Origin of the sequence: Agrobacterium sp. Ap1 (genome assembly GCF_017313375.1) — a bacterium.
GTDB classification, from domain to species: Bacteria; Pseudomonadota; Alphaproteobacteria; order Rhizobiales; family Rhizobiaceae; genus Neorhizobium; species Neorhizobium cellulosilyticum.
This window is the reverse complement of the sequence record NZ_JAFLMY010000011.1, coordinates 170,605-184,224: the sequence shown is the minus strand read 5'-3', so window position 1 is coordinate 184,224 and position 13,620 is coordinate 170,605. Positions and strand designations below refer to the sequence as shown.

General features: G+C 56.2%; 12 protein-coding genes. 2 read left to right on the top strand and 10 right to left on the bottom strand.

The features are described from left to right. The 10 genes from JZX87_RS20790 to JZX87_RS20745 all read right to left on the bottom strand — a co-directional run. On the bottom strand, positions 1-698 hold a 698-nt coding region (locus JZX87_RS20790), incomplete at its 3' end, for a transposase (protein ID WP_206827705.1). 650 nt (positions 699-1,348) lie between these two features. Continuing rightward, on the bottom strand, positions 1,349-1,582 hold the full coding sequence (locus JZX87_RS20785; RefSeq protein WP_206827703.1) for a hypothetical protein: 234 nt from the start codon (positions 1,580-1,582) through the stop codon (positions 1,349-1,351). 234 nt (positions 1,583-1,816) lie between these two features. Further along, positions 1,817-2,164: a hypothetical protein gene (locus JZX87_RS20780; protein WP_210349087.1), complete on the bottom strand. Its 348-nt coding sequence runs from the start codon at positions 2,162-2,164 to the stop codon at positions 1,817-1,819. Positions 2,165-2,276: 112 nt separating this feature from the next. Next, a complete protein-coding gene (locus JZX87_RS20775; RefSeq protein WP_206827701.1) occupies positions 2,277-3,902 on the bottom strand; it encodes a bifunctional aspartate transaminase/aspartate 4-decarboxylase in 1,626 nt (541 codons plus the stop codon). A gap of 154 nt (positions 3,903-4,056) precedes the next feature. After that, the gene (locus JZX87_RS20770) at positions 4,057-4,605 is read right to left on the bottom strand and encodes an OmpA family protein (protein WP_502711329.1); all 549 of its coding nucleotides are present in this window, start codon (positions 4,603-4,605) and stop codon (positions 4,057-4,059) included. Between the two features lie 49 nt (positions 4,606-4,654). Further along, on the bottom strand, positions 4,655-5,062 hold the full coding sequence (locus JZX87_RS20765; protein WP_286194970.1) for a cysteine rich repeat-containing protein: 408 nt from the start codon (positions 5,060-5,062) through the stop codon (positions 4,655-4,657). Between the two features lie 174 nt (positions 5,063-5,236). Then, on the bottom strand, positions 5,237-6,454 hold the full coding sequence (locus JZX87_RS20760; RefSeq protein WP_206827695.1) for an alpha/beta hydrolase: 1,218 nt from the start codon (positions 6,452-6,454) through the stop codon (positions 5,237-5,239). A 121-nt stretch (positions 6,455-6,575) separates the two neighbouring features. Beyond that, positions 6,576-8,327 (bottom strand): hypothetical protein, encoded by a 1,752-nt coding sequence (locus JZX87_RS20755; protein WP_206827694.1) that lies wholly within the window; start codon positions 8,325-8,327, stop codon positions 6,576-6,578. Between the two features lie 253 nt (positions 8,328-8,580). Beyond that, positions 8,581-9,807, bottom strand: a complete 1,227-nt coding sequence (locus JZX87_RS20750; RefSeq protein WP_148144271.1) for an HlyD family secretion protein — start codon at positions 9,805-9,807, stop codon at positions 8,581-8,583. Positions 9,808-9,809: 2 nt separating this feature from the next. After that, positions 9,810-10,250, bottom strand: coding sequence for a hypothetical protein (locus JZX87_RS20745; RefSeq protein WP_206827693.1), 441 nt, complete (start codon positions 10,248-10,250; stop codon positions 9,810-9,812). A gap of 600 nt (positions 10,251-10,850) precedes the next feature. On the opposite strand from JZX87_RS20745, the gene JZX87_RS20740 reads away from it, so the two are divergent. After that, the gene (locus JZX87_RS20740) at positions 10,851-12,248 is read left to right on the top strand and encodes a DUF3300 domain-containing protein (protein ID WP_206827692.1); all 1,398 of its coding nucleotides are present in this window, start codon (positions 10,851-10,853) and stop codon (positions 12,246-12,248) included. Positions 12,249-12,277: 29 nt separating this feature from the next. Further along, positions 12,278-13,213, top strand: coding sequence for a DUF2950 domain-containing protein (locus JZX87_RS20735; protein ID WP_206827691.1), 936 nt, complete (start codon positions 12,278-12,280; stop codon positions 13,211-13,213). Positions 13,214-13,620: the final 407 nt, after the last annotated feature.

The window sequence follows — 13,620 nt, the reverse complement described above, 5'->3', positions numbered from 1 at the left end:
GGATCAGTCAGCGAAATCTGGCTGTCAGGCTTATCATTCAGCGTTTCCGCGATACCTTCCAGGCGTTGGACTTCCTGTTGAACACGAGCGAGCTTCTCCTGCAGCCGTGTGACTTTGCGCAGCGTTGCGTCGGATTGCTCCAAGGCGTCAGCTCTGCCCATTTCCTCCAAATACCGCGACGCGCTTGCTTCAAGGTGGCTGATCCGCAATTCGATCTTGCTGGAGGTGAAGTTGCGATCCCGGTTGTTGACGGCTTTGAACTTGCTTCCATCGATCGCGACATTGCCGCCGCTCAACACACCGATCTGGCGGCATAACTCGACAAATCTGGCGCAGGCCTTACGAATTGCCGAGCCGTTGTCCTTCCAGAAGTCGGCTATGGTTTTGTGATCAGGCACCAGCCGCCCGGTCAACCACATCACCTCAACATTACGCCCCGCTTCACGTTCCAGCCTCCGACTTGAAGGGATGCGGTTCAGGTAGCCATAGATGAAAAGCTTCAGCAACACCGAAGGGTGATAGCTGGGACGTCCGGTTTGCGCAGGCGACATGTGGCCGAAACCTGCGCCCGCCAAATCCATCGCGTCAACGAACGCCTCTATCACTCGAGCGGGGTGATCGTCGTCGATCCAATCATCGAGGCGGTCCGGAAACAGCGTAACCTGATCACGACTTATGCCTTCGATATAGCCTGACATTGCCACCTCCGATCGACGAAGATGATTCTACATCAGGACCGGGTTTTCACACAGCCTCGGCCCAAAGCCGCCATCAGGCCTCCAGTATTCTGCAACCGTCGGCGTCGCAAATGATCGCCTGATCGCCCTCCATCCGCTCAATCCTGAAGCAAAACCCCGCTCAAGAGCCTTGTTGAACACCTCCCGCGGTCGCGCTCCCGAGGGCGCCACCTTGCCGTCGATCACGAAGAGCGGCACCCCGGTTACGCCGATCTCCGGGGCGGTCTTCAGATTCGCTTCAATATTGGCGTCGATGTTGGGGATGAGAGTGCAACGGCGATTTCTTCGGGGCTCAGACCGATGCTTTTAGCGATCCGCTCGATCACGGAGCGCTCGCCAGTGGCCTCGCCGTCATTCATGTAGGCCTCGAAAAAGAACCTCAGCCACTTTGGCGCCCAAGCCTTGTTTCATGCCGCCTCCATATGACTTTTGTCAGGCGGATTGCCCAGTAGTGAATTCTGGGAATAACCCTAAGCAAGAGTCATTTGATGTAGAATATCAGGCTGCCATTCATAGTTCTCTCAACCCATTGAATATCATCTGGTCTGATATTTCTTGCCCTCAGCTCTGCTGCAAGCCATTTGTTCCCTCGCACACCAGATCGATAGCTTCTATTTCTTTTTTGTTCCAGGCTTGGGATGGTGCCCTGTTTCATGCTGCGTGTGGTAATACAAAACGGTGAAGCGTTTACCATGAAACTTACTGACGGATTCTGGCAGATTTTCTGCCCAATTCATTCTCCGATGTTCTTTCCGTGTCATCTCTTGCGCGTTGGCAGATGGTTGCGCCAGGATCAAAAGTGACAGGGCTATCGCAAGATTAAGAACCGATATCCGCTTCTTCATTGGTTGCTCCTTCCCATGGAGTTCTGATTAAGCTCAAATCAGGAAGCACCATGGTGGTGGCTTCTGCGATAGATTTTACCGGATCTTACGCAATTTACTCTGGCTGCGAGGTGAAGAGGGGGCTTTTAATGGGAAAGTTCCGACGGGCGAACACTAGATCGGGTCCAGTCCTCTCACTTCGTCATGAGGCCAGCCTACTGCGGCCACGTGGTGTGATCACCGCTTCAGCGCCAATCAGCGTTTGGCATCGCGTGCCTGTCCAGACGCCCGCAAATCTTCCAGGCTTTTTCCTGCGCAACTGCCACCTGAGAGTGCGTCACCAACCGCCTTTGCCTGCCCGGTCACTGTGATCGTTCCAGCCAGTCGATCGGAGGCCGTAAAGGTTGCCGTTCCGTCTTTAGCTATCCTTGATAGATAGAACACATGATAGGTGTCCTTATTTTGGCAGGTTATGACGAGCGGAAAGTCGTCAAGCGGTCCCTGTGCGTTGGCTGCCGGGCAATGCACGAGCGAGATGGTCGCAGCCGCAAGAATGGAGTTCCTGAGGGAGGAAAAACGCGCCTGTGTATGCTGATATCGCATTGTCTTATCCTCACAAGATTGACGGGGGCAATTTATCTGCGTGGTTGTCTTGCCTCTCCATTGCGGGCGGGCGAGAAATATGCGGGCCAACACTGTCCGGCCCAATGGACACTTACGGCTGAGCTGTCTGTCCTTTGGCGGCACGATAGGCCTGAAGATAGCCGCGCGCGACGGAGCGGATGCCGCGCCCGATGGCTGAATAGGATTCGTCCGGTAGGTTGGCGAAAGACACGCGTACAGACCAGTTCGGCGCCTCGAAGCCAGAGCCGTTCAGAACAACGATACCGTGATCCTCGGCAAGCTTGAACGCAATGTCGAGCGGGTGCACGTTCTGCTTGACCCAGTCCGTGACTTCATCGCCGACATATTTTCGCGCCCAGTATTCGTAGTCGATGACACCGTAATAGCGGTCGAAATAGGGGCGGGCGGCAAACTCGATGCCCATGCCATCCATAAGCATTTGGAAGCGCTTTTCACATATCGCCATACACGCTTTTTGATAGAGTTTGTTCTCGTCCATCATCTCCACAAGACCGAACAATGACATCATGACCTGTTGTGGCAAGGACAGGCCGGCAGTGTGGTTCAGCGCAACATCGCGGCTGTCGGCTACAACTCGGTCGATGAACTTGATGTCGCGCGGCTTCGGCGTGAGCGCCTTGTAGCGGGCGTCCATGAGCTTCTGCGTCGCTTCCGGCATCACCCGGATTGTCTTGTCGAAAATATTGTCTTGGGCGACGGCGACGACGCCGAGCCGCCAGCCGGTGCAGCCGAAATATTTGGAGAAGGAATAGACGCCGATCGTGTTGTAGGGGAGATGTCCCATGACGGACTCGAAATTAGGCACAAAGGTCCCGTAGACATCGTCCGTCAGGATCATCAGGTCGGGCCTCTTGGTGCGCACGAAGGAGACCAGCCTTCCCATGGAGTCTGGATCGATGGCGACGGCGGAAGGATTGCCCGGATTGACGATGAACAGCGCCTTGACAGTCTTGTCTTCCAGCGGTCGCAGATCGTCGTCTGTCAGCTGGAAACGATCTTCCGCTTCCGCCGAAATATGGATCTGTTTGAGGGCGTAATCTTCGAGATGCGGCATTTCGAGATAAGGGGTGAAGATCGGCGTTACGAGCGCGATCGTATCGCCGGGATTGAGCAGGCGAGCATTCTTCAGTGCCTTGAAGATATAGCACATAGCCGCCGTGCCGCCCTCGACCGGGTAGAGATCGAACTTTGCCGTCGGGCGGTGACCTGCACACATCGCCCACATCAGATATTCATGGGTTATGGCCTCATTGTGCACCAACGACCGGTCCGGTACCGGGTAGTGATCGCCGATAATCGAGTCCGTCAGTTCGTTGACGAACTTGTCGGGATCGAACCCGAATTTCATGATTGCAAAATCGACGGCAGCTTGCAGCGTATCGGCTCCCGGTGTCTCGGGATCTGACTTGCGCCTTGAAGTCCACGTCTTGAGACGATCGTAGCAGCCGCTGGTTGGTGGCATGCCGGCCACCCCGGCTTCAGCATCGAAAAAGGTGCGCTTGGATTCCGTGAGGGCGAATTGGCCGAGAAGAAAAAATGCCTCGCGTGCTCGGGTGGCGATCCAGTTGGGATTTCCTCGCCCGGCATTGAGGTAGGCCTTTCCGGCCTTGTCGACCTGCGCAAGTCTGATCAATTCATCCTTGATCTCGAACGGGCTCAGTTCTTCGAATTTCGCATAAATGCTTGCGTCACCCATAATATCCTCCTCGCCAACCCGAACGGGTGGGACGTTTCAGTTCGTGGATCTGTTGAGCGGTTCCGGATGGAAATGATCATCTCCGAAGCCACGGCATATGCGCGGATATGCGGTCGGGCGAACCCGGCCTTACGAAAACGAGCGCCGGCGATCGCTAGGATCTGCGCTTGAACACGCCAAGATTGATGAGCTGGACCCGGCGGTTTACGGATGCGTCTTTCTTACTCCCCTCGATCGGCAGATGCTCTCCGACACCGACGGCGTAAAGCCGCGACGGATTGACTGCAAACGTGGTCGCGAGGACCTCCTTGATCGCATCGGCGCGTCGGCCACTGAGATCGAGATTATGTGCGTCGCTGCCTGTGGCGCTTGCGTTGCCTACGACGAGGAAATTGTAGTCCCAGAGGTTCGGATGATGCAGCGCATCCGCGATCATTCCAAGCGTTCGGTAGGATGTTGGCTGGATAGCAACTGAATCGTTTTCGAAATTGATCTCGACCACCATCTGCGGAAGCTTTGCTAAACGTCCCCAGTTGGGGAGCGCGGACATTGGCTTGTCGCCGCCATTGACTGCTTCCTGGCGCAGGATCTCGATATCGATTGCCGGGGCTGCGGCGGTAAGCTTGCCGAGGCCCTTGACGATCCGCTCCTGTGAAACTTCCTGAGCGAAAGCTGGCTTCGGCACCGCCATGGGCAAGGCCATTATGGAAAGCAGCAGAAGTGCGGCTCTGGAATTCATAGGCTGCATGGCATCATCTCCAACCTGCGTCAGTGATCACCTGGTAGCATTCCGGGCTGACACGCTTTTCCTTCTTGACCAGGCAAGCAAGAACGAAGCCGTCGCCTTTGACGCCGGCGCATCGCGCATTCATGTCTCGCTTGCATGTCTGTTCGTAGGAGGACTGGGCCTCTTCGCGCTTGCTGATGGATTGGAAAACCTGAGCAAAGGAACCTTTGCAGCCTGCCGAGACCTTGGCGGCATTCTGTTGCAGGCACTCCAGGATCCGCCCGTTGCCGAGATTGAGGCCTTTGCAAAGCTTTTGAATGTCGCCTCCGCAGGTGTCGGCCAGCCTGGTGGTTGCTTCGGCATAGCTGAGCGTCTGCGCCGCAGCGGGCATGCCAAAACCGGCCGCACAAGCCACGATGGTGACGATGAGCATTCGTCTGTTCAGCATCTCGCGCTCTCTTTCTGTCGGTGATCAACGCATTTGAAGCGTGGCACGACGAGAGCCGTTCGGGGACGTATTTTACGGTAGTAGACGTGTCATGCCGGCTATCCCTGGCGGTCGAGGTAGCGGGCATGGCCTCGATGAGCCTGTACGGCCATCCCGTTCCTATCGAACGAGCTGCTGAGGCTTGAGGTCTTCGTCGAGTGTCGTTTCCGCGGGCGGCCGTTTTGTCTTGGCTGACAACGGCCGCTCGACGATCGTCGCCGGTGCGGCCACGGCGCTTGCGGCAACGGTACCGATATTCGTCACCGTTCCGCCGACAACTGCGGTGATACCCTGACCGAGCGTGACATTGGAATCAGTCAGGGTTTGTCCCATGATAAGGCGTTGCCCTATCAGCTGCACGATCTCGGGGCTCTCGGCGAATTTTCCGTGGTTGAGCCCGTCTTTCGTCTCCACTTTCGTGAGGTCGATTGCGGTGATGCCCCCTTTTTCCAGCCGTGAGCGATAGGGCTCTTCGGCTGGATTGATTGCTCCCAGTCGGGACACGCGTCCGGTTATGAAGCTGGAGGCTGCAAGTGCCTTGTCGTCGCTCGACATGAAGATCGTGAAGCGCGGCCGCGGTTCACCCATTTCTACATATTGCTTTGCGAATACCTGAATATCGATATCGGGTGAGGCAAGGATCACGTTCTTGATTTTCGGATCAACCCGGCCGTCTCTAATTCCCATCTGCCGCAGCGCTTCCATCGCGAGCCATGAGCCCATCGAATGCGCCAGCACGGTTATGTCCTTCACACTGGGATCGCCGGCAAGCGTCCGCAGCGCCTGTTCCAACCCTGAACGGGAGTAATTCGTGCTTTCCTTGTCGTATAGATAGCCAGTGATTTCCGCGCGTGACGGCCAGGTAAACAATATGGGGGTCGCCTGCATGTTGCTGTCGTGGACGATCTGGGCGAGGCGAAAGACGGCATCGCCATAGGTGTTGTTGAAGCCATGGATGAAAACAAGGGCATGGCTGCCGTTCGCCTGTTGCCTGAACCAGGCGCGGCCCTCGGCAACTGTCTCCATCTGCCTGACATTCGTAACGGCAAAGTCCGTCCTGGGGTCGGGAGGCAATTTCTTTGGCCACTGGACACTGCCCTGCTCACGGCCATTGGGAATTGAGACGGTAATCTCGGTCAAATGCGGTTTCGAGCCACGTTCGCCTTCGAACAGTGTTGCTGTCGATCCGGAGGGTTGGCGTGTCGTCGCGACAAGCATATCGACCTTGCCGGCGACTTTTGTGCCGCCGATCGGTGTCGGAACCGGTGCCATTACTCCTTTCGGATGCCCACAACTCGTCAGAAGAACGATCAGGGCTGCCGTGCCATATTTCTGCATGTGTATCCCAGCGAAATACCCTGATACTGAGTGAGGAAGCTACCATGCAGGTTCGAAGGTGCCCTGTAGCATCGCGTATCATCTACTGTCGTCGACCTGGCTGATGCAGAGATGAGTGAGATCAGTTGGAGGTCGGGTTCGCTGTGAGTGCCAATCCGGCTGCCCGCAAACCAGCGAAAACCTTTTCCTGATCTTCGGGCCTGGGGAGTCGTGCCGTCACTTCCCGTTTTATGTTTGGCATCAAGTTCTGCGCATTCGCATTCAGCCAATCCAACTCCTGGCGGGCCTGTATCGTCTTTCCCGAGGCGCCAAGTATCGAGGCCAGTACCATTCGATGCATGGGGTTATAGGTCAGGTCTGACATCCGCGACCAGAGCTCCGCGGCCTGAAGGTCTCCCCTCATGAACGCACAAAGCGCCATCCCCGCTTCGTAATATCCCGCTGGGCCGGCACCATGACTGACCGCCTTGCTGACAAGATCGCAGCCGGTGTCCCATTTCCCACTCATGGACAACCGCAAGCCATACTCGCCGACGACCTCCGTGTCGTTTGGGTTCAGGGCATAGGATGCTGCGCCCGCTTCCAGGGCGGCAGGGATATCGTTGCTGAAGAAATAGGACAGCATGAGTGCCTGTAGCACACGAGCATTTTGCGAATCGATGGCGAACGCACGGTTGGCGAGTTCAGAGGCCCTTTCTAGCGCATCTTTTGGCGCAACGAGTCCGAGTTTGTAGGCGAAGCGTACCTGGTCAAGATTGGTCAGCGACAGCATCGCGAGCGACGTGGCATCTTCCGGGTATTTCTGTATCAGGGCTGTTAGGCACTGTTGTGATGTCGCCAGGGCGGCTTTTGTCATGATCCTGCGATAACTGTAGTACGAAAGGGTACAGTCATAAGCCTCCCAGCCTCCGGTCGCCGCCACATCGGACGAAAAAATGACGCCGAATGGTTGCGCTACGGCCGTTGCAATCTTTTCGGCGACTGCAGTTTCCGCCTCCAGCACGCTCTGGATGCTGAGATCCGTGTCATAGTTGCTTGCCCAGATGACAGCATTGTCCGACTGGCGAACCAATCGTACGCTGGATCGAATTTTGTCCTCGTGTTTTCGCAGGTTACCCTCAAGCAGATATCTCGCATTCGAAGGTTTCCCTTTTTCTGCAGCTGCGTCGATCACCACGATCTCTTTGAATTTCACGAGCTTGGTAATGAGTTCATCGATGGTGCCCCGCGACATCTTCGACAGGTCCCTGTCGTCGGCAGGATAATCGAATAGATCGACGGCAATGGTCGCGCGGCCGTCACCATTAGTCACGAGCGGGTTACGCAAATCGTGGAGGAAGAAAGTGAGCCCGGCTAGCACCGCACCTGCGGTCAGTCCCGCGATGAAGAGGCGGCTCACTATCAGTCGGCCGTCGGACGACGGAAGATCCACCAAGGGGTGCGGGGCCGGAATAGTTACGCTGCTTGGCGTAACTGCGAGCGGACCATCCGGGTTTTCTTCGATAAAACCTCCTCCCCTCTCGAATGTCGGAACATATCCGCCTTTCGGGATCGTGATGATGACCGGCTCTCGCGGTCCCGCCATGAGATAGTAGCGCTCCAGTTCACGGCGAATGCGGCCAGCTTCTATCCGAACTGCAGGATCGCTTTGCGCATCGAAATTGCGCCTTCCGAAGACCACATCCGCGATCGTATATGCTTTGAGATATATCGAACGTCCCGAAAGCGTTTCAGAGACAACGAAGCGGAGAAATTTGCGTGCGCGTTCCGGTAGATTTACTCGCTCGCTGGAAAGTATTCGTTCAAGCTGTGTGTTTATTTCTTCCGCGCAGGGCTCAATAAAAATCGCCTCAGTGGGTCTTGTATTTTCCATCGCTCCCCCCTCGTACTTTGAAAGTACAGCTTTCTACTCGCGACGCTTCTACATAAGCACAACCTTAAATAGATGACAATATGTCAGTTGTTGCACTGCCGCCATGGACCGCGATTGGGGATGTCAGCGCGACGACCTGGAACTGCTGTCCATCTGCTCTTTCGTTCGACAAAGGCGCCAAGCTGCAGGCAGCAGGCGCCTTGAATCTTCCGGCCGTCATCTACGGGGCGGACCTATATTGATCAATTGCAGTTCAGTGGCCTGTCAGAACCAATGTCTGCACCGGGAGGAAAAGAGCCTGCATGCGCAGGATCATTGCATGCACAAGACCGACTGCATCGATTGCATGCAGGAAAAACCATTGCACCACGCCGATATTCTCGTCCGCGAGAGCCTCGTGATTATTGGTATAGGCATTTGCGATGCAACTGCTGCCGGGTGGAATATTGTCCAGGCCGCCTTCGTAAAGAGGCTGCAGGAAAACCGTCAGTGTTCCGGGCTTGCTCAGTTGTTGGACGTCAAGAAGTTGGTCGGTCGGGCGCAGCTGTCCGGCGGCGATCACGTCCTGGACCTCGGTCACGACGAGAGGGATAATGGTGAAAGGCTTGCCGATGCAGGTCGCCTCTGCGATCATACCCTTCTTCATGACTTGCGCTTCGATCTGCCCGAAACCCGCGACAAGATTACCCCGTCCTGCCTCGGCCGGCACGAGAATGCCCGCCGGACGCAGCATCGTGTTGACCACGTCTCCGACGCGGAGGGTAAACTGCTGTATGGTTCCGGTAACGCCGGCGTAGACAACTGTCTTGTCCAGTTCCACCTGTGCCTGGGCTAGAGATGCTTCGGCGCTTTGCTTTTGCGCCGGCAAAAGGACGTTGATCTGCGTGATGAGAGTTTGCTTCTTTGCCATCGCGGCGCCGAGAGTTCCCTTTCGGGCCTCAATGGTATTCGCAAGCCGCTGAACTTCCCGCCGCGCAACGGCATCCTTTGCCAGTAGTTGGACCTTCATTTCGTATTCGTCGACAGCAACCTGTAAGGAGCCCTGCGCCTCCTGTATCTGTGAATCTGCCGTCGCCAGTTCCGTTTGCGCCACATGCGCTTGGGCATCGATCTCCGCGACTTGTCGTCGAGCAGTTTCGACTTCGGCTTTCTGTTTTGAATCATCCAGCCGGAAAAGAGGTGCTCCAGCGGTAACCTTTTCGTTGATCCCGACATAGATCTCGTCAACACGGCCGACCGTTTCGGGCAGAATGGTCACTGTGCGAAAAACAGCGGTTACGCTTTTGGTCGAGGGATGGAAATAAAAGATCAGCGTGATCAGCGAGATGGTGAGCAACAGGCAAGCCGAGATACCCCAGCGAAGTTCATACCACATGGTGTAGAGCGTAATTTCGCGACCGATGAGCTTATTCTGCCCAAAGCGCCGATAAAGGTAGTCCGGGAAAATTGTCAGGAGGGAGCAGAGCATCAGTTCCAGCATTGTCAAACTCCCTCGCTACCAGGTTTGTTTTTCAAATTGGCGTCGTCCGGAGGTGGCGTAATTTCCTCCTCGGGTCTGTCGTCAAGCTCCTTGCGGACATCGCGACCGGAAAGCTTTCCGAGCGATTCCGCGATTGAGTAAAGCGGCGTGGAAAAGTCCGGGATCTGGATGAAGGCGAGCAGCAGGCCAGCGATCCAGAAGAGATGATTGTGCGTGAAAAGCGAAATCAGGGCGAGAACCGCGACAACCTCCATCTGCACCTTGCTGGTGCGATGTGCCAGTCGTTCAGGCACGGCGTGAAGCTGGAAGTAGAGGTTGCCGATGACCAGAATGGCCACGATCAGGAAGACGACAACGGCGACGAAGAGGTAATCAGCCTGGCCTGGCTCGGTAATGAACGCTGGCAGGTGATCGATCGCCGCCGGATGAATGTCTTGCGCCATTGCGATTTCCTTTAGCAGAATAAGTCATAATCAAAACGGGACCTGCCGAAGGTGCTTGATCTGCCGTCTCTCGCGACGTCGACCAGCCGTAGGACTCCCGCGAATAGGCGTCTGCACAAGCGACCTTGGGGTTCATAACGACGATACGCGCCTAGTGGGGTTTCACGCTCGTAACATCGTGTAATTTACGGCGGATTCGCTTCTGGTTTTCCGGCATTTTCCCCGCCGCTGTTAGGGGAAGTAGGAGAATTGACTGACTGGTGGATCCGTATCGGTTTCGTTGCGGATAACCGAACAACATCGCGAGGCCGATAAGGACACTGCGGCCTCAACAGATGCACTTGAACGCCTGAGGGTATCTTGCCGCCTCAGCCGTTTTTCGTCCTGCAGGACGCGTCAAGGGCGAAAAGTAGGATCGCGTAAACTACGCCCCAGCGCCGATTTGGCGGTTTATATGTGCCCTGGGCTGCCGCAACGTCCGTTGCTGCCGAACTGCGTCGAGACATAGAGATTTATCCTCTGTATCCCATACTTTGTGACGCGAACGCGACCTCTCCAGCCCACAAGATCTTTCATTAAACAGGATGAGGTTGACGAGTGATGAAATCGAAAAGCTTCACGTTGGTCGCCGGGCTGTCCGCGCTGACACTTGTCTCGTCATATCCCGGCCCGCCTGCCTTTTCCCAGGCGCCGGTGCCCCAGCCTAATCCGGCCGCGACATCCGTTCAGGCGCCTGCGCAACCCCCCTTGTTGTCGGAGGACCAGCTCGAAATTCTGGTGGCGCGGATAGCACTCTATCCGGACGAACTGGTTGCTGCGATTTCCGCCGCTTCACTCCTCCCGTTGCAGATCGTCGAGGCTGATCGGTTCCTGCAGGCCAAGCAGAAGAACAAGGACTTGAAGCCGAATGAAGGGTGGGATGGAAGCGTTATCTCGCTTCTCAACTACCCCGACGTCGTCAAGATGATGAGCGATGATCTTGCCTGGACACAAGCACTTGGAAATGCGCTGACCTATCAGCAAAAGGACGTGCTTGTGGCCATCCAGCAGCTTCGAGACGAAGCAATGGCCAAGGACTTGATCAAGACGGATGAAAAGATCACCGTCGTCGTCGAAAATGAAAACGTCATCATTCGCCCCACGGATCCGGAAAAGGTCTATATCCCACAATATCCGCCGCAGATGCTCTATGAGCCGGGCTATGCCGCCCAGCCGGTTTATTATTCCGATAGTTATTACGACAACTACTACTATCCCGGCGCCGCATTTTTCGCTGGGGCGGTCACAGGCATCGCCTGGGCAGCCATCGTCAACTGGGACGACTGGGGCGTCTGGGGCGGAAGATGGAACGGCGGCGATGTCGATATCGACTGCAATAACTGCTTCAACGACCGGAATTTCAACGGCAAACTGAAATGGAACGACGTTGATTGGAGCAAGGTAGATCGCAGCAAGCTGAATATCGGCAAGGACCAGTTCGCAAATTTCGATCGCTCCGCGATAAAATCCGGTCTGGTTTCGGACAATCGTAATTCCCTCAAAAATCAGGTCCGTGATCGCAAGGCTAGCGACGGAATTGCAAACAGGCAAAACCTGTCCCGCCCCGACGACGTTCGCCGGAAGACTGCTGAGGGGCTGAAACAGGGAACCAGACCCGCAACCAACAGGGCTGCCGAAAATCGGCCCGCAGCAAACCGTAGCAACCAAGCGGCCAGTCGGCCGGCCGCAGAACCGCGTCGCAGTTCGCAGTCCGCTCCGAAGGCCAAGCAGGCGAATAAGCCTAAAATGGCCGCCCGGCCCGACAATCGCGCGCGGCAACCGAATGCGCTCGGCAATGTCCAGTCGGGACGGCGGGAATCCGTCGCCTCTCAGCGTGGAGGACACAGCATGGGCGGCGGACAGCGTGGCGCCCCGCGCGCGGCACCCCGTGGCGGCGGACGCCCCATGCATCACGGTGGCGGTCGCGGCGGCCGCGGCGGCGGTGGTGGCCGCAGATAAACGTTCCTAACAGTGTTTGGAGACAGATCATGAGGCAGAAGATTAGTTTATTGGTTGGACTGACTGTCATGGCCGCTGCAGTAGCCATCGCGACACCGTCAGAGGCCGCGCAGAAGACAAACCTTCAGGAATTCAAAGGCGAGATACCACCATCCTTCGTGGAGCCCTCAGCCGCGATGGACGAATTCGGCAAGGTGCTGAAGGCGCAGGATGTCGACGGCTTGGCAAAGCTGCTTGGGCTCAATGCCAGCAAGCTACGTGACAGCAGCGAGGCCATGACGAGCCTCGATCTGATCCGCGAGGGGGCAGCGAGACAGTTGCGCCTTCAGGACGTGAGGGGATTCAAGGTCGTTGCCGTCGGAGATATCCTGTGGCCTTTGCCATTTCCGCTCTCCAAGCAGGCCAACGGGCAATGGTCGTTCGACACGGAGATAGGGCTGGAAGAGATCGTTAACCGACGGATTGGCGAGAATGAACTCGTCACGATCGATACCATGCGTGATTATGTCGACGCCCAATACGAATATGCCCGGATAGACGAAGACGGGGATCAGATTGTCGAGTTCGCTCAACGGCTGATCAGCTCGCCCGGCAAACGCGATGGACTATATTGGCAAGCCAACGACGATGAAGAGGAAAGCCCGGCAGGGCCGATGCTCGAATCTGCGGCCTTCAGCAAGGCCAAGCAGGGTGAAGGGTATTACGGTTACCGATACCGTATTCTGACGGGGCAGGGACCGAATGTGCTAGGCGGCGAGTACAGCTATATCGTGAATGGTAACATGACGAACGGTTTTGCACTGATCGCCTGGCCGGTTACCTATGGCGTCACGGGCGTCCAAACCTTCATCGTCAACTACTCTGGGGTCGTATACGAGAAGGACCTGGGAGACGAAACGCAAGAACGTGCGTCGCAAATCCGGTTGTTCAATCCGGGTGACGATTGGGATATCACGATGGACTAGCCTCTGGTGGATGCGGTTCCGTAAGACTTAAAACAAAAGCGACAGCGCGGGATCACGCGCTGCCGCGTTCTGCGCAATGGGTAGCTTCCGAGAGAGACTTACCGCTATCGTGCTCCATGCGTTGCCCGGCCCGAAGCGGGTTGCTGAGATACTTTCAGGCTTTTGATTGCGACACTGGAACTATCTGGCGCCTCGTCGAATTTTGTCGGAGAGGTTGAACCAAGGCAATCGGGATGCAGTCTTCCAATGCCCGCAGCGGGCGCAACAAACTCATGTTGAAATTGCCTGCACTGCGAGATCAGCTCCGCAGCCATGTCAGCGACACGATTGCCGATCTTTTCGAATCCTACGACCTCGCGACAATCGCGCTAGATCGTCTACGATTGGAGCGGCCAACTGACGTGAAA

Excerpts from the sequence above, each read along its gene's own strand:
- JZX87_RS20785 (WP_206827703.1), bottom strand. The coding sequence starts at position 1,582 with ATGAAGAAGCGGATATCGGTTCTTAATCTTGCGATAGCCCTGTCACTT.
- JZX87_RS20755 (WP_206827694.1), bottom strand. The coding sequence starts at position 8,327 with ATGGAAAATACAAGACCCACTGAGGCGATTTTTATTGAGCCCTGCGCG.
- JZX87_RS20750 (WP_148144271.1), bottom strand. The coding sequence starts at position 9,807 with ATGCTGGAACTGATGCTCTGCTCCCTCCTGACAATTTTCCCGGACTAC.
- JZX87_RS20735 (WP_206827691.1), top strand. The coding sequence starts at position 12,278 with ATGAGGCAGAAGATTAGTTTATTGGTTGGACTGACTGTCATGGCCGCT.
- JZX87_RS20770 (WP_502711329.1), bottom strand. The coding sequence starts at position 4,605 with ATGGCCTTGCCCATGGCGGTGCCGAAGCCAGCTTTCGCTCAGGAAGTT.
- JZX87_RS20745 (WP_206827693.1), bottom strand. The coding sequence starts at position 10,250 with ATGGCGCAAGACATTCATCCGGCGGCGATCGATCACCTGCCAGCGTTC.
- JZX87_RS20775 (WP_206827701.1), bottom strand. The coding sequence starts at position 3,902 with ATGGGTGACGCAAGCATTTATGCGAAATTCGAAGAACTGAGCCCGTTC.
- JZX87_RS20760 (WP_206827695.1), bottom strand. The coding sequence starts at position 6,454 with ATGCAGAAATATGGCACGGCAGCCCTGATCGTTCTTCTGACGAGTTGT.
- JZX87_RS20765 (WP_286194970.1), bottom strand. The coding sequence starts at position 5,062 with ATGCTCATCGTCACCATCGTGGCTTGTGCGGCCGGTTTTGGCATGCCC.
- JZX87_RS20740 (WP_206827692.1), top strand. The coding sequence starts at position 10,851 with ATGAAATCGAAAAGCTTCACGTTGGTCGCCGGGCTGTCCGCGCTGACA.
- JZX87_RS20780 (WP_210349087.1), bottom strand. The coding sequence starts at position 2,164 with ATGCGATATCAGCATACACAGGCGCGTTTTTCCTCCCTCAGGAACTCC.